At 39.1% G+C, this 15587-nt stretch carries 15 protein-coding genes; 5 read left to right on the top strand and 10 right to left on the bottom strand.

The window, feature by feature from the left end; all coding sequences use genetic code 11:
• Positions 1–82: 82 nt before the first annotated feature.
• Both tsaD and ACOKFD_RS01320 read left to right on the top strand, forming a co-directional pair.
• Positions 83–1111: a tRNA (adenosine(37)-N6)-threonylcarbamoyltransferase complex transferase subunit TsaD gene (gene tsaD, locus ACOKFD_RS01325; protein ID WP_422859606.1), complete on the top strand. Its 1029-nt coding sequence runs from the start codon at positions 83–85 to the stop codon at positions 1109–1111.
• 16 nt (positions 1112–1127) lie between these two features.
• Positions 1128–1838, top strand: coding sequence for a 16S rRNA (uracil(1498)-N(3))-methyltransferase (locus ACOKFD_RS01320; RefSeq protein WP_422859605.1), 711 nt, complete (start codon positions 1128–1130; stop codon positions 1836–1838).
• A gap of 1 nt (position 1839) precedes the next feature.
• On the opposite strand, the gene ACOKFD_RS01315 is transcribed toward ACOKFD_RS01320, so the two are convergent.
• On the bottom strand, positions 1840–2625 hold the full coding sequence (locus ACOKFD_RS01315) for a DUF1223 domain-containing protein (protein WP_422859604.1): 786 nt from the start codon (positions 2623–2625) through the stop codon (positions 1840–1842).
• A gap of 40 nt (positions 2626–2665) precedes the next feature.
• On the opposite strand from ACOKFD_RS01315, the gene ACOKFD_RS01310 reads away from it, so the two are divergent.
• The 3 genes from ACOKFD_RS01310 to ACOKFD_RS01300 all read left to right on the top strand — a co-directional run bounded on the left by ACOKFD_RS01310 (position 2666) and on the right by ACOKFD_RS01300 (position 5618).
• The gene (locus ACOKFD_RS01310; RefSeq protein ID WP_298998170.1) at positions 2666–3316 is read left to right on the top strand and encodes a DUF4159 domain-containing protein; all 651 of its coding nucleotides are present in this window, start codon (positions 2666–2668) and stop codon (positions 3314–3316) included.
• Between the two features lie 3 nt (positions 3317–3319).
• The gene (locus ACOKFD_RS01305) at positions 3320–4420 is read left to right on the top strand and encodes an AI-2E family transporter (protein ID WP_422859603.1); all 1101 of its coding nucleotides are present in this window, start codon (positions 3320–3322) and stop codon (positions 4418–4420) included.
• 73 nt (positions 4421–4493) lie between these two features.
• On the top strand, positions 4494–5618 hold the full coding sequence (locus ACOKFD_RS01300; RefSeq protein WP_422859602.1) for a THUMP-like domain-containing protein: 1125 nt from the start codon (positions 4494–4496) through the stop codon (positions 5616–5618).
• A gap of 4 nt (positions 5619–5622) precedes the next feature.
• Here the strand turns inward: ACOKFD_RS01300 and ACOKFD_RS01295 are convergent, their stop codons facing one another.
• The 9 genes from ACOKFD_RS01295 to ACOKFD_RS01255 form a co-directional block, all read right to left on the bottom strand.
• Positions 5623–6357, bottom strand: a complete 735-nt coding sequence (locus tag ACOKFD_RS01295) for a M15 family metallopeptidase (RefSeq protein ID WP_422859601.1) — start codon at positions 6355–6357, stop codon at positions 5623–5625.
• Positions 6357–7082, bottom strand: a complete 726-nt coding sequence (locus ACOKFD_RS01290) for a prolyl oligopeptidase family serine peptidase (protein WP_422859600.1) — start codon at positions 7080–7082, stop codon at positions 6357–6359. The genes ACOKFD_RS01295 and ACOKFD_RS01290 overlap by 1 nt, the downstream gene beginning before the upstream one ends.
• Positions 7083–7090: 8 nt before the next feature.
• Complete coding sequence (locus ACOKFD_RS01285) at positions 7091–7612, bottom strand: 5' nucleotidase, NT5C type (RefSeq protein ID WP_422859599.1); 522 nt, start codon at positions 7610–7612, stop codon at positions 7091–7093.
• Between the two features lie 128 nt (positions 7613–7740).
• Complete coding sequence (locus tag ACOKFD_RS01280; protein ID WP_422859598.1) at positions 7741–8628, bottom strand: glycosyl hydrolase family 17 protein; 888 nt, start codon at positions 8626–8628, stop codon at positions 7741–7743.
• Between the two features lie 116 nt (positions 8629–8744).
• On the bottom strand, positions 8745–9380 hold the full coding sequence (locus ACOKFD_RS01275) for a hypothetical protein (RefSeq protein ID WP_298998143.1): 636 nt from the start codon (positions 9378–9380) through the stop codon (positions 8745–8747).
• Positions 9381–9426: 46 nt separating this feature from the next.
• Entirely contained in the window at positions 9427–10857 is a 1431-nt protein-coding gene (locus ACOKFD_RS01270) for an MFS transporter (RefSeq protein ID WP_422859597.1), read from the bottom strand.
• A 12-nt stretch (positions 10858–10869) separates the two neighbouring features.
• The gene (locus ACOKFD_RS01265) at positions 10870–12369 is read right to left on the bottom strand and encodes a glycoside hydrolase family 30 protein (protein ID WP_422859596.1); all 1500 of its coding nucleotides are present in this window, start codon (positions 12367–12369) and stop codon (positions 10870–10872) included.
• 45 nt (positions 12370–12414) lie between these two features.
• The gene (locus ACOKFD_RS01260; protein ID WP_422859595.1) at positions 12415–13704 is read right to left on the bottom strand and encodes a glycosyl hydrolase family 17 protein; all 1290 of its coding nucleotides are present in this window, start codon (positions 13702–13704) and stop codon (positions 12415–12417) included.
• Between the two features lie 46 nt (positions 13705–13750).
• Positions 13751–15463, bottom strand: a complete 1713-nt coding sequence (locus ACOKFD_RS01255; protein ID WP_422859594.1) for a glycoside hydrolase family 3 protein — start codon at positions 15461–15463, stop codon at positions 13751–13753.
• Positions 15464–15587 lie beyond the last annotated feature (124 nt).

The following is a 15587-nucleotide window of genomic DNA, read 5'->3' as shown; positions in this document are numbered from 1 at the left end:
GTAATCGAACCAGTATTTTCCTAAGTTTTTTGATAGGGCTTTATGTTTTACTTTTGTATGACCAATTTTTGTTCCAAAGCCTGTGACTACCAAAAAAATATACATTCTTGCGATAGAATCGTCATGCGATGATACTTCAGCGGCCGTTTTATGCAATACAAAAGTATTGAGCAATGTGGTGGCTACCCAAGAGATTCATAAACAATATGGCGGGGTGGTACCTGAATTAGCCTCTCGTGCTCATCAACAAAACATAGTTCCAGTGGTCCACCAAGCCTTGGCCAAGGCAAATATCGATAAAAAACAACTTTCAGCCATAGCCTTCACAAGAGGGCCCGGTCTTATGGGATCTCTTTTGGTAGGTACTTCGTTCGCAAAGTCGTTATCATTGGCTTTGGATATTCCTTTGATTGAGGTGAATCATATGGAAGCCCATATTTTGGCTCATTTTATTGATGACGAAGAAATGACTGCTCCTCCTTTTCCATTTTTAGGAATGACCATTAGTGGAGGACATACACAGATTGTAAAGGTCAATCATTACTTTGACATGGAGGTGCTAGGCGAAACTCTGGATGATGCGGTAGGAGAAGCATTTGACAAGAGTGCCAAGTTAATGGGACTACCCTATCCTGGAGGTCCTTTGGTAGACAAACATGCGAGACAAGGTAATCCGAGTGCTTTTTCTTTTCCGAAACCCAAGGTTGATGGATTGAATTTCAGCTTTAGCGGTCTCAAAACCAGCATTCTTTATTTTCTTCAAAAGCATACAAAGAATAATCCAGATTTTGTTCAAGACAATATTGATGACATCTGTGCTTCAGTGCAGTACACCATCCTTGAAATTCTAATGGACAAGCTTGAAAAGGCGGCCAAGGAAACTGGAATAAAACATGTTGCCATTGGGGGTGGGGTTGCTGCCAACTCAGGAATAAGACAACGATTGCAGGATGCAAGGGAAACCAAAGGTTGGACCACCTATATACCCAAATTTCAATATTGTACCGATAACGCAGGCATGATTGGAATTGTAGGGTACTTAAAGTTCTTAGAGAATCAATTTACCAACCAAGGTATTGCTGCGAAGGCAAGGTATGCCATAGGTAGCTAAACTAACAGAATTTAGGATGCAGCTTTTTTACAGTCCTACGCTAGACACCACAACAACTTCCTTTTTTTTCTCTCCCGAAGAAAGCAAACATATCAGCAGGGTGCTTCGAAAAAAAGAAGGGGATACACTCCACATAACCAATGGCAAAGGATATCTTTTTGATGCCGAACTACTCTCAACGGATTCACGGAAATGTCATGCGCAAATTGCAAAAATTAGTCAAACTGAACCAAGACTCTATAGTTTGCATATGGTAGTTTCTCCAACAAAAATGAACGATCGTTTTGAATGGTTTTTGGAAAAAGCAACTGAAATAGGTGTTGACGAGATTACCCCAGTTCTTTGTAAGAGGTCAGAACGAAAAACGCTGAAATTAGAACGTATGAACAGAGTTCTACAATCGGCCATGAAACAGTCCTTGCAAACTTTTCTGCCCAAACTTAATCCACTCACTTCTTTCGATGACTTTATAAAAAACGGTCCAAAACACTCATTTTCATTCATAGCACATTGCGAAAAAAATGAGAGAAAAGAATTGAAAAGCCTCCTTGCTCCAAAAAAAGACACCACTATTCTTATTGGTCCTGAAGGTGACTTCTCATCTGAGGAAATTGATATGGCCATAAAAAAAGGGTATCACCCCGTTGCATTGGGCAACACCCGGTTACGGACAGAAACCGCAGCTATTTTTGCATGTACTGCAGTTGCAATGACCAATATTGAATGACCTAAACTTTGGTTTTTGTGGCACCTGTAATATCCAAGGCCTCATTTTCAGTCAATAGCATGAGAGTAGTACCTTCATTTTGCCTTACCAAAGATGGAATGCTAATACTTCCTGTACCTTTAGACAGCTTCAATTCATTATAACTCTCTGACACCACAATATTACTATTCTTAAGCGTTCTATTTCTATTTTCCCCTCGTTTGACAGAGGTTGTCCTTTCATCAAGAACCAAAACCGCCCTTAAGGTCTTATCCGAAATATCACCATCAATTTCATAATCAAAGGAAACTGAATTTGCACTTCTACTCACATTGCTTAATGCAATTTGATTTTGAGCCTTTTTGGATTTATATTTATCAATATTGGCGTACATCTTGCCACTACTGGACCCTACAAAATGTTCCTTTCCATTTACTATGGCCTCGGGAGTGTAATTTCCACGATATCCCAGTTTCTGATTATAATAACTTTGCCGTTTTGTATACCGCGCATTGCTAAAGGGATCTTCCCATCCGATGTAATTCCAATAGTCTACGTGATAGGACAAAGCAAACACTTCATTTGGGTATTGGTTTTTGACTTTTTCGAGTAAAACATCCGCAGGAGGACAACTGGAGCAACCTTGTGAGGTAAACAGTTCTACCACTATAACCGATGGAAAGGTTTCATCAGACGTCACTTCATTTTTAGTTATTGAAACAGGTGTATCTTCAATTTTGGCCGTGTAAAAGGCCATAAAAACCATCCCGAGAAAGGCGATGGCAGGGATTATGATTTTTTTAGACATGAATACAGTACTTTTGATATACTCTCTTAATCGTGGATCAATGGCACAACTTACCCGTTTCTTGGCTTTTTTAACTTTTTTTGTGATATATGTAGGTCATTGCCAACAAGTTGGAATATTAAAATATGGTGGTGGTGGAGATTGGTATTCCAACCCTACCGCTTTACCCAATTTAATTCAGTTTTGTAATGAGAATATCGATACCAAGCTGGATGCAAAGCCCGAAACCATAGAGGTTGGCAGTATTTCTATCTATCAATTTCCTCTAATTCATATGACCGGCCATGGAAATGTCTTCTTTACCGACGAAGAAGCCGAAAATCTGAGAAATTATCTGTTATCCGGAGGATTTCTCCATATTGACGATAATTATGGTATGGAACCTTATGTAAGGCGTGAGTTAAAAAAAGTGTTTCCCAATAAAAGTTTAGAAGAAGTGGGTGGCGACCACCCCATCTTTGCCCAAAAGTTCAATTTTGAAAATGGCCTGCCCAAAATACATGAACACGATGGCCAACGACCACAGGCACTAGGTATATTTGAAGAAGGAAGACTAGTTTTATTGTTTACCTACGAAAGTGATTTAGGCGATGGATGGGAAGACCCCGAGGTACATAATGACCCTGAAGAGGTACGATTAAAAGCGCTTCAAATGGGAGCCAACATTGTGGAATATGCCTTTAAAAACTAATCAATGAATGCCAAAACAATATCTGAAGGAATTCTAAGAGCTGTTGCCATTATTGTAGCCGTGGTCTTATTGGTATACTTCTTTATAAAAATCCAATCGGTTATAGCTTACTTGGCCTTGGCCGCTGTGATTGCTCTTTTGGGAAGACCTATAGTCCTATTCTTGAGGCGAAAACTTAAATTTCCAAATACACTGGCCGTAGTGGCGACCATGGTATTGATGATAGGACTCTTTTTAGGAATCTTAGCGCTTTTTATTCCTCTAATATCTGAACAAAGCAAAAACCTTTCATTGTTGGATTTAGAAGATTTAAAAGCCAATCTTAACACCTTGTATTTTGAAATATTGGAATACTTTGGAGCAACTACTGATGGGGTAAATGATTTAATTGAAGAGGCTGGACTGGAAGAAAATGTTATACAGGGATTGGACTTAGGGTTTATTCCCAACTTCCTAAATTCCTTTGTCAATTTTTTGAGCAACTTCAGTATTGGTTTGTTTTCGGTATTGTTCATTTCTTTCTTCTTTTTAAAGGATAGTAAACTGCTTCAAAAGGGTATGCTCGTTTTTGTTCCAGACCAAAAAGAAGGCAATTTAGTAGCTACGATTGATAAAATAAATGGTCTACTATCCAGATACTTTGCCGGTATACTTTTACAGCTTCTTATTCTTTTTATCATCTATACCATAACCTTGTTTATTGTTGGAGTGGAAAATGCCATCGTCATAGCCTTCCTCTGTGCCTTGTTCAATATCATACCTTATGTTGGACCAATCATAGGAGGAGCTATTATGATTACCCTAACCATGACCAGTTTTTTAGGTGCTGATTTTAGCACTGTAATCTTACCAAAAGCCAGTTATGTTTTAATCGGAATCATTATAGGTCAGCTCATTGATAATTTCTTTTCACAACCCTTTATTTTCTCTACCAGTGTTAAATCTCATCCACTTGAAATCTTTCTCGTAATCATTATAGCAGGTTTGCTTTTTGGTGTTGTTGGGATGGTCGTAGCTGTACCCGGATATACGGCAGTAAAGGTTATTCTGAAGGAATTTTTAACGGGAAATGCGTTTGTGAAAAAGTTAACTAAAAACTTGTAGTTTTTGTTTGAATAAACTCATATTAAATACTGGTCCACAAAGTTTTATAAAAAATAATTGGAACACTGACATCGTGTCAGTATTGCTACAAAAACCCGTTTTCGAGGGTATATCCCAAAAAGAGTTGGCCCAACAACTGGAATCCAAAAAAAAGGCTAAGCAAAAGCTGCCAACTTGGTTCAATTCGGATGAAATTTATTATCCCCCAAAACTTCATTTGGAACAAACCAGTTCCGAAGTTACCGCTGAATACAAATCCAAATTGGTTAGTGGAAAAAGTCTTGTTGATCTCACAGGAGGTTTTGGCGCGGACACTTATTTTTTTTCGAAGAGAATAACCCATGTGTTTCATTGTGAAACCAACCAAGGATTGAGTGAGGTTGCCGCTCATAATTTCAATCAGTTTAAGATTGAAAATGTTACTTGTATTCCCGAAGATGGTTTTCATTTTTTAAAAAAATCCTCTTCCACTTTTGATTGGATTTTCGTGGATTCATCTCGAAGGGACAAAACAAAAGCAAAGGTCTTTTTTTTAAAAGATTGCGAACCCAATCTATCGGATACCCTTCCAGAATTATTTCGGTTTTCAAAGAAGATTTTAATAAAGGTATCTCCATTATTAGATATCTCTCAAGCAATGCAAGAACTCAAATATGTGAAAGAAGTTCATGTTGTGGCGGTAGATAATGAGGTGAAAGAAGTTCTTTTTGCGTTGGAAGCAGATTTTATAGGTGAGACGGTGTTTCATGCGGTGAACCTCCGTTCAGGCAGAAAAGATACTTTTAAGTTTACCCAAGCAAAAGAGAAATCAATACAACCAGATTTGGGATTACCCGCTAGGTACTTATACGAACCCAATGCCGCTATTCTAAAATCAGGTGCTTTCAAAACTATTGGCAAACAATTTGACTTACAGAAACTTCATTTGCATTCACATTTATATACTTCTGATAAACTCATAGAATTCCCCGGAAGACGTTTCTTAGTTAAATCATGTTTGCCTTATTCAAAAACTACACTAAAATCTTTTAGGGGAACTAAAGCCAATATTGCTACGCGAAACTTTCCCATTTCGGTAGCTGAACTCCGCAAGAGACATAGAATATTAGACGGAGGTGAAGATTATATATTCTTCACCAAGTTTTTGGATGAAAGTAAACAGGTAGTTGTGTGTGAAAAAATAGTTGAAACTGATTAAAAAACTATTTGGTTTCTTCTGGACAATCCCATTTAAAATTGGCCACCTTATCATTTGAACCAGCAGAAAGATTATAATGCCACCATTCCGTTCGAATGGACCAAAATCCATGTTTCTCCATAGTCTCTTTTAAAAACTTTCGATTACTAAGAATCTCCTCAGACAAATCCATATTGTCGTGATAGGCCCTTTTTCCAAAGAAATCAAAGTCTGTTCCCATATCTAAATCGTTTCCTTCAAAATCCACCAAGGTGATATCAACAGCTCCTCCCCTGTTATGAATGGAACCTTTAACGGGATTGGCCACATATTGCGGATTGGGTACAATTTTCCACATTTTGAATTGCACAAAATTTGGCCTATAACAATCAAAAAACTTGATTTTATACCCTTTATCCATAAACTCTGCATTGGCCTTAATCAAGGCTTTGGCGGTTTTTGCCCGAGTATAGCACTCAGGACAATCATATACCTTAGCTTTCAGAAAATTGTTTTCCGTAGCGTAGCGTAAGTCGTACTTGAAATCATGACTAAAGTCAGCCAGCCGAACAAAGGTGGTATCTGCCACACCAGTAAAACTTTTAAGTGCTTTTTTCTGCTTTTCGACGGGCAGTACGGTATCTTTTACAATACGTTCAACACTATCTATCTCAGGAAGGGTTGCACTCACTGATACGTTTCCGTTGCGTTTACAAGAAATCGTAGTTAAAATCAAACATAAAACCAGATATTGTTTCATCACTTTCTTTTTTGTTCAGCAAGCCAACTATATAATTCTTCGGTAGTATAGGCTTTTGCCCAAGAGTTATGACCAACTCCTTCGTACCTGGTGTACTTCACCGTATAGCCCATTGACTTTAATTTCTTTACCATGGTGTCAGATTCAGACACTGGAATAACCTTATCCTGGTTACCGTGAAAAACCCATATGGGCATATTTTTATTTATCCAGTGGGCATAGGGTACTGGTGTCATGCCACATACAACTGCCATCGCCGCAAACTTTTCTGGATACTGGACGGCCATACTCCATGCAGCACTGCCACCTCTGCTCAAACCACTTAAATATATACGGTCGGGGTCAATCCTGTTTTTCTCAACTACATCCTCCAAAAGCTGTATCAAAGCCTGGGTGTTCCACCACTTCTTTTTATGAGGGTTTTGTGGCGCCAAAACCAAAAAAGGAAATTGCTTTCCTTCAACCAACATTTTAGGAGGCCCGCTTCCACGTAGGTCACTAAGCGTACCACCAGATTCTCCGCCACCATGTAAAAAAAGTAGAATGCCAAATTCATCCTCTTCATTCGAATCATAGCCTTCGGGATAGTACAGATAGTATTTGAGGTTTTCTTCAGTATTTACATTCAACTCTCCTCGAGTCAATCTAGATTGGGATTGACAGGCATTTAAACTTAAAAAGCTGATAATTAGAGTTAACTTAAGTACTTGTCTGAATTTGGGCATATCGCAAGTTACAAAAGTTTATCCGCGATTTCCAACCAACTGTTGGCACGGTCAAAACCTTGGGTATGGACATTGTGGGGAGAAGTGAAAAGTATTGTTTTTCCATCAAACCTCTCCAAGTTATAACTTCTATCATCAATTAAAAGGGTTCCCTTTAAGATATTCTTATGCCCGCAAAGAATTCGCCTTTGCCAAGGAATGAAAGGAAAATGAACATCCAACCAATTCGATTTCTCTTCAAGGGAATTCGGGAATTGCATAGCGGCAGAAGCTATATATACTTTGTATTTCTCATTAAGCTGTTCAAGGACTTCTCTACTTTTCTCAATAACGGACAGCTCTTGAAAAAAACCTCTTGTATAGGCATGCTGCCTTATACTTTGTTGGTGTTTTTCAGGGACACACTGCCATACTTCTTTTCCAAAACACTCTTCTCGGGTAAGAGAAGCTCCAAATTCTGAATTATAAACGTCAATATGGGCTTGATAGGTGTCTGCAAGAACCTCATCCATATCTACAAATAATGTCATAGCCTATTTTTAAAGAACGAAGTAATGAAAAACACAAGTAACGACAAAGAGCCCTTTCAAAAGATAATTATATAATAACCTCCTTTGAAGAGCTCTCCGTTACCTAAAAAAGAATTGAAATATAATTTCTAAAATTTTAGTGCTTCCTGCGCGTCCCAAAGACCCCAATAGGCACCAACATCTCCCTCTGCTCCTACTTTCCATGATTCATCAAAAGAAGAAAAGTAGAAAACCTCTATGTCGTCTTCCTGTGCCCATTTTTGGGTATTCATGAAGTACTTGAGCATATTGTCCAAAGAAGGGTACGCACCTTCCAAACTTGACCCTTTACTTGGCCAACCTGTTTCGGAAATGATTACTTTTTTTCCTTTAGCCGCCCGCAGTGCCCTTTGATACATATCCTTCATATACAATAAGGAATAATCCAAATCACAACCTTCCCAAAATGGATAGCAGTTGGCCAAAATCACATCGCATGCATCGGCTATTCTTGGATGGTCGGAAAATTCGTAATAGGCATCCACATACCCCATGGGAACATTTGGTATTGCCTGCTTTACCCGGCCCATAAAACCTAACAACTCATCTTCTGTAAGGTCCCCTCGTAATAAAACCTCGTTGCCAACCGCAGCTATGTCCACATAGCCCTCATTTGCCATTTGAATCAAGTTGGTTACTTCTTGCTCATTTATTTTTGGGTCATCTCCCAACCAAGCTCCCACCATAGTCTTTATTCCATATTCACGGGCAATTTTGGGAATCAGTTCGTTTCCTTCGGTACATGAGAATGAACGAACCCAATCTGTATAGGGTCGTATGATTTCCATTCTTCTTCGTATCTGTTCTTCGTTTATTTGCTCACCAGGTTTTTGACCTTCTTCATAGGGACTAAAGCATAGTCCGTGCATTCCTCCTTCCAAGACTTCTTTGCAAAGCGTTTTAAGTTCATCGCTTGACTTTCCATTATAGTCAAGAGCGGCCAAAGCCAAATATTTTTCTTTTCTAGATGAAGACATAGTATTCTTTTATAGTGTTTTACTAGGTTATTTTGGTTTATGGTAAATCTGATATACGTGGATAAATTTTGGGTTTGACCCTAATAGATAGATTCTCTTTTGAACTGTAAAATATCCTAAAAAATACCTCGACAATTCTTTCTCGTATAGATTTTTATGCGTTCCGCTTCTTTAGCTCCTTTGGGCATTTCTTCCAACTTTAAACCTGGATAGTCATCTGCTTCTTTCCATTTTTCTATAGTGGCACTAAAGAATGCTGATGCCTCCGAATCCGCTTCGTAAATAATAAGATCGTAGGCTTCTCCTTTATCGCCACCAAATCGAGTAACCACTTGCCACTCACCATCTCTTTTATATGATGTATTCGTATGGTCTGATTGAGGATAATAACGATCATCGGTAGGTCTAATGATTACCCAAATATCCTCTTCATGAGATTCAGGATAAACACCCATAGTAAGAATGCGGCAGTCCACTGAATCTTTATCTATTGGTGAAACAACCTTTACTGCGTTTACATCTCCTTCAATCTTTAACCTCTTTCCAATAGAAACTTGCTCAATTTGGGTGTTGTAGTTTACCAATTCAGAAGAATAACTACCATAAATCATCATCAAAACCCCAATGATTCCAATAGGTACTCCCAGTTTAGAGCTGATAAGTCCTTTGCCTGAACTTCCCTTTATACTACCAAGTATTGCTAACAGTGTAAGCAAAACCCCGATGGATAGGATTATTATTTTTGTTGACATCTTTTTATCTTTTTAATTATATGATTTTGTGACCAATTCCAGGACTTTATAATACTCCTCTTCGTTCTTCCAATTGCGCTTTAATATCCTTCGCCCTTTCTTCTGATAGACTGTACTTCCACATAATCCAAATAGCTAATCCTGCAGTAACGGCAGGAATGACAATATCGGCAATTCTAAGTTTTGTTAAAGTATCCGCTGTCTGCGTAGCGGCGTTGCCATCAAACCCAATTACTTTAAGGACCAGACCACCTAAGACCAAAGCCAATCCTTGACCAAGTTTTACAACCCACCAGTACAAAGCACCAAAAGTTCCCTCTTTTCTTGGCATACCATTGACAAGTTCGTCCAAATCACAAACATCGGCGGTCATACTCATCATTAAGGTGAACAAACTTCCTAAACCAAATGACATCAGGGGAATTGGAATAAAAGAGAGCCAAATATTGTCTGGTGTAAAAGCCCACCACTTCATCAAATACCCCACTATTGAAAGGGCTGTTGAAATGATAAAAGCCCTTCTTTTTCCCCATTTCTCAGCCATCTTTGATACAATTGGAATCACCAAAAATGCGGAAACCAATGCTCCTATGGAACTAAACCAAGCTGGCCATGTAGAAGTGGCTTCGTAACTTCCATTGAAGATATAAAAAACAAAAATAAAGAAGCTAAAGGAGGCTACAATTTGATAACCGTTGAACACCAAAAAGGTAGCTCCACATAATTTCATAAAAGGTTTATTCTTTACCGCCTCTTTTATACTTATAAATAGGTCTTTCAGATTGCTGAATATTGAAGTAAACGTTAGCTTTTTTCTATTTGCCATATGGGAGGCATCAATTCCGCGACAGAAAATAGCTGGCAAAAGACCCATAAACAAACATGCCACACCTACATAAATCGCCATGGTTCTTACCCCTTGGGCTTGATCACTAAAAATATCTGGATCTGCTATAATAACCCAAAACCAAGGTACAATGACCCAAGCCAATAGACCAACCGTTTGGGAGAATGCCATAAGACGTGTTCGCTCATTATAATCGGAGGTCATTTCATATCCAAGTCCTACCAAAGGTGTTGCAAACATGGTGTTTCCGATGAGAAACACCATTGACATGATTAAAAAGTACCAAAAATTATAATCTGAAGAATTGTTCTCATCCAATTGCCAAAGCAAAACAAAAGTAATGGCACTAAGTATACCACCAACCAATATGTAAGGCCTCCTCCTTCCCCATTTTGAGCTTGTATTATCTGAAATAAACCCCATAATGGGGTCTGTAATCGCATCAAAAAATCGAGGTAAGCCCCCTAAAAGTCCTGCTAAAAAAGGATCCATGCCAAACGCTGTGAGCAAGAAGAACATAAAAAATCCCAATGCTCCCGGGTATAGGTTCAAAACCAAGTGACCAGCTCCAAAGGCTGCTTTCTGCCCTAAAGGGACTCTATCATTTTTCGCTGTTTTTACTGTTGACATAGGAACTGTGTTTTAGTTAGTTTGCATTGGTTTTAATAGAATAGTTTGAATAGATTTTGGATTTATGGATACCTTTTGGGCGCTTTCACCCAAAATCAGTTCAAACTGTTTTTTGGATTCGCTTTCATTGAATACCACTGCAGCTATTGAACCATCTGGATTCTGTGCTGCTGTGACCAAGAGGTCCTCATCCGTTTTTTCAAACCCTATTCGTGTAGCACCGGGCCGTATAAACCGACTAAAATGTGCCATTGTATAATAGATTGGTGTGAAATACACCTCATCTTCTGCTTCATCAACAATTACGGGAGCAACACACCAATTTTCAAACCAGTTGGGACCTCCTTGTTTGTTCAAGACCATGTTCCAGTCAATCCATCCGTCGACCCAGTTATTGAGGCACCCAATTATATCTCTAGCATATCTGTTGACAGGTGCATACTTTGGGTGTAAATGTTTTTGGTCTTCCGGAGCCCAATCCCAACCCCAATCTGTAGCTTCTTTTGACCAATACCACTCATCATCCTTCCACTTTGGGACCTCGGCATCTACACAAGCTTCAGATTGAATCAAATATTTATTTGGGGCTTTTGAATGCGCATATTGCAAGGCTTCTGGAAAGACCTCAAATGTGCTGGCATACCAGTGAATGGCGGTCCCATCGAAGTATTTGGAAGATCCCTCCGTTCTGAACATTTCATCCACCCACTCATTTAAGTGTTCCCTATTTTGATCGTATCCCAATACCTTAACATTGTGACCATCTTCTTCTAGTTTTGGTCCTAAATAATACTGAACGAAATCTGTCATTTCCTCAGGTGAAAAATGCATACTTTCCCAATTATTATCATTTCCCAATGGTTCGTTTTCCACTGTGAATCCCCAGATATCGATTCCTTCCAAGGCATAAGCATCAATATATTTTGAGAAGAACAATGCCCAAGTATTATAGTACTCTGGAAGCAGTTTACCCCCTCTCCAATCCCTGTTGTCCTTCATCCAAGGAGGAGCGGTCCATGGTGATGCCAGTATCTTAAAACCATCTTTTGAAGCTGCCATGGCTTCTTTGATAAATGGAATTATATCATCTCTATCTTCATCAATGGAGAAGTTGTTCAGCTCTAAGTCGCCTTCAACCGGAGCATAGGAGTAGTTAATGATCGAAAAGTCGCAAGAGTTCATATGGGTGCGAGTCAATGAGTATTTTGCTCCATCCTCTCCAAAATAGGCGTTGATGATTTTATCCCTGTTCTCTTTGCTCAATTTGTTTAGCAAAAAGGCAGAGGCTTCAGTAAACGAACCTCCAAAACCTGTAATGGTTTGAAATTTCTGTTCTGGAAGTATCTGAATTTTGGTTGTAGTGCCTTCTGTATCAAAATCTGTTAGCGAGCTTAGTTTGTTTCCATTGGCAGAAGTTTCATACACCTCAACTTCCAGTTTTTGCTCAACAATACACCCATTCAGTGTTACGGTCAATATCAGCATGAAATAAATATGGTTAAAATTTTTCATTTGATTTCATTTTCATCCTTTGTGTCTCTTTTTGACAACTATATTTTAGTGTGCCACCGATTGTTCTTCAGCCAAGGGAGGAACAAGAACATCTTTCATTAAAGCTTCTTTATCACCACCGTAGGTTTTGGTAATTGGATTTCCATTTCTAGTCAATCCATCAAAGACCCCAGAATCTACAAGGGGCCATAATGCATATTTTGCCTTTCCATCAATAGTAATCAACCCGAAATGATTCTCGGAACCGTTCTGGTTACCAGCATCTTTCCAACGTTCATTGAATGCTTCAAAATAAAAACAAGAAATACCTTCTGCATTGGTCCATTCTCTCATATGCCTGTAATAGAGTGCTTCTTTATACTCATCCGTAGCCTTAGAGCCTTCAGGACCATAGAATCCATCTGATGTAGTGGCCCATCCTGTTTCTCCAATATGGATAGGTTTATCCACTCCCAAACTAAGCATGTATTCTTTTACAGCTTTGTACTGATTTTTTGCAAAATCTCCTGCCCGCAACATGGCTGCATCTATTTTTTCTATATCTGAAAGATTTGCTTCAGATTCTGGAACTTTCCAAAACTCAGGATTGTAGTGTGAATTGTGGTAGGGATAGGTATGCATAGAGATATAATCCACTGCTTTAATCAGTTTTTCCAAATCCTCAGTATGATAGCTTTCTTCACCACCACCCCATGAGGCATAGTCATCTGAACTGGTTATCCATAAATCCGCCGGCAATTCTCCGCTAATTTTTAAAAATTGTAAATGGTTTACCCACTTTAAAATTACTTCGGGCTGTACGTAATAACTAGTAGCCCAATTAATCATAGCTTCATTACCAACGGCAACTACTTTAACAATGTCGGGGTAGGTATTGGCCAAAGCCACTGCTCGAGCAATCTCACCCTCATTCTGTTCGCTTTCCACATTATGGTCCGGTTCTTGACCTGTCCAAGCGTTCTTGCAATCTATCCAAGCTCCAAGCATTACATACATTTCGAACTCGGTATCCTCAGTCTTTAACTCCTTAATTGCCTTTAGTACATTACCTGCATGTGGTAACTGCACATTATAGGTTCTGAGAATTTTTATTCCCATAGCCGACAGCAGTTTCATATCATCTTTAATCTCAGCTACCGAGGGTTGGCTATCACGGCTTACTTCCCTATATCCTCCATAACTTATGGCGAGATAATCTGGATTACCTAAAATATCTTTCGCAGTCACTTCTTTTTTTATTTGGGTTTCTTCAACTTTTTCTTTTTCCTTTTTTGTACCACAGGAAGCAACCAATAAAATGAGGCTAATTGTAAATAGTCTTAAGGTTAGTTTCATAGTATTGATGTATTACTTCGTATTTGTTTCTTTTTCTTTTCCGACATCAGTAGGTTAGACCAAATCCGAGAGGAAATAATGGGGTGATGGAATCATCCCAGAAATTGGGCCCATATTTCCCATGATAATCCGCTTCAGATTTAGGCCACGAATGCGGTAGTTTTCCTTTAAAATTATACGCTCCAAATAGGACTTCCGCTACTCCATCACCTTCTGAACCTATCAGCCAAGCAGCTATAAACGCATCTGACTTTTCAATTTGTTCGGTGACTACCAAAGGGCGACCAGATACTAGTACAATAACCGTTTTTACACCTTTTGAAGCATAATTTTCCACATACTTTTGATGTGTTTCGGTTAATGTAATTTGATATAAATCCATTTCACCTCCGATATCTCCAAATGATTCGGCATATGGGGTTTCACCTACTATTATGATGGCAACATCGGCATCATTGTAATTACCACTGGCATCAACGTCATAGATAACCTCACCTTTGGCTTGTCTTTTGATACCTTCCAGGATAGTAGTTGCCCCTTCATAATTTTCGTGGGTTCCCTGCCAATTAATAGTCCACCCTCCGGATTGAAGTCCGGAACTATTGGCATGCTCTCCTACAACTACAATTTTGGACAGATTTTTATCCAATGGAAGGAGATTATCTTGATTTTTTAATAACACTAGAGATTCTCTAACCGCTTGTCTAGCTATATCTCTATGTTCTTGTATTCCAATCTCAGGGATTAAGCTGGCATCAGGATAAGGGTTTTCGAAAACATTCAGTCTAAACTTTTGCCTTAGGATACGTCGAACGGCATCATCTATTCGTTCCATAGAGACTTCACCACTTTCGACACCCCTTTTCAGACCTTCCTGATACATATCAAAATCGCCTTCTACGGCCATAATCATATCTACTCCTGCATTGATGACCTCATTTTCCCCAAATCTTGAATATCCTTTCCAGTCCGAAACCACAATGCCGTCAAACTGCATGGTACCTTTAAGAATATAGGTAATCAAAGTTTTGTGGGCATGCATCGGTATACCTTTCAAAGAATTGAATGAAGCCATAACAGAGCCTACACCATTTTCTACCGCTACGCGATATGGAGGGAGTAGTCTTTTTTCTACTTCGTCGGCATCCAAGGTGGTTTCTCCACCTTCCACTCCAAAATCAGTAGCGCCATCTCCAATAAAATGTTTAGCTGTCGCCATTACCGAACGGTTACTTTTCAAATCATTTCCTTGATGCCCAATAATTGAGGCCTTTGTCAGCTCTTCAGTAAGCTCAGTACTTTCCGAAAATGCCTCATATACCCGCCCCCATTTTTCGTTGTAAGGAATAGCTACGCAGGGGGAAAATACCCAGTCGAATCCAGTAGCCTGGGTTTCGATTGCCGTAATTCTAGCCGCTTTTTCAACCAGTTCAGGGTTTCCAGCAGCACCCATACCAATGTTATGGGGAAAAATTGTAGCGCCTTCATAGGTATTCTGACCATGAACGGCATCCACTCCAAAAATGAGCGGGATACCTAAACGCGTGGACAAGGCCAATTTCTGTAAATGCGAAAACTTATCCTGCCATTCCTCAGCAGTATTTCCAGGCAAAGGTCCTTGGGTATGAATAACAGAACCTATGAATTTAGTAGCTATGTCCTCTTCGGAAATATCATCAAAATGTCGCACCTGCGTCATCTGACCAATTTTTTCATCTAAGGTCATTTTACTCAGTAATGCGTCTATCTTTTCTTCCATGGGGTCATCCCTATTTTTACTAATTTTTTGCTGGCCATGGACAGATGTAACTAAGCCAATGACTATAATTAATTGTGCTAAAACCCTATTAAGATGATTCAAGTCCATTTCAGTCCAACCCAAG

Source organism: Flagellimonas ulvae (assembly GCF_049333175.1).
Lineage (GTDB): Bacteria > Bacteroidota > Bacteroidia > Flavobacteriales > Flavobacteriaceae > Flagellimonas.
Note: the sequence above shows the minus strand (reverse complement) of the source record. Positions and strands in the feature narration are given on the sequence as shown.

Excerpts from the sequence above, each read along its gene's own strand:
- ACOKFD_RS01275 (WP_298998143.1), bottom strand. The coding sequence starts at position 9,380 with ATGTCAACAAAAATAATAATCCTATCCATCGGGGTTTTGCTTACACTG.
- ACOKFD_RS01255 (WP_422859594.1), bottom strand. The coding sequence starts at position 15,463 with ATGGAAGAAAAGATAGACGCATTACTGAGTAAAATGACCTTAGATGAA.
- ACOKFD_RS01295 (WP_422859601.1), bottom strand. The coding sequence starts at position 6,357 with ATGAAACAATATCTGGTTTTATGTTTGATTTTAACTACGATTTCTTGT.
- ACOKFD_RS01285 (WP_422859599.1), bottom strand. The coding sequence starts at position 7,612 with ATGACATTATTTGTAGATATGGATGAGGTTCTTGCAGACACCTATCAA.
- ACOKFD_RS01290 (WP_422859600.1), bottom strand. The coding sequence starts at position 7,082 with ATGCCCAAATTCAGACAAGTACTTAAGTTAACTCTAATTATCAGCTTT.
- ACOKFD_RS01310 (WP_298998170.1), top strand. The coding sequence starts at position 2,666 with ATGGCACAACTTACCCGTTTCTTGGCTTTTTTAACTTTTTTTGTGATA.
- ACOKFD_RS01305 (WP_422859603.1), top strand. The coding sequence starts at position 3,320 with ATGAATGCCAAAACAATATCTGAAGGAATTCTAAGAGCTGTTGCCATT.
- ACOKFD_RS01260 (WP_422859595.1), bottom strand. The coding sequence starts at position 13,704 with ATGAAACTAACCTTAAGACTATTTACAATTAGCCTCATTTTATTGGTT.
- ACOKFD_RS01280 (WP_422859598.1), bottom strand. The coding sequence starts at position 8,628 with ATGTCTTCATCTAGAAAAGAAAAATATTTGGCTTTGGCCGCTCTTGAC.
- ACOKFD_RS01320 (WP_422859605.1), top strand. The coding sequence starts at position 1,128 with ATGCAGCTTTTTTACAGTCCTACGCTAGACACCACAACAACTTCCTTT.
- ACOKFD_RS01270 (WP_422859597.1), bottom strand. The coding sequence starts at position 10,857 with ATGTCAACAGTAAAAACAGCGAAAAATGATAGAGTCCCTTTAGGGCAG.
- ACOKFD_RS01315 (WP_422859604.1), bottom strand. The coding sequence starts at position 2,625 with ATGTCTAAAAAAATCATAATCCCTGCCATCGCCTTTCTCGGGATGGTT.
- ACOKFD_RS01265 (WP_422859596.1), bottom strand. The coding sequence starts at position 12,369 with ATGAAAAATTTTAACCATATTTATTTCATGCTGATATTGACCGTAACA.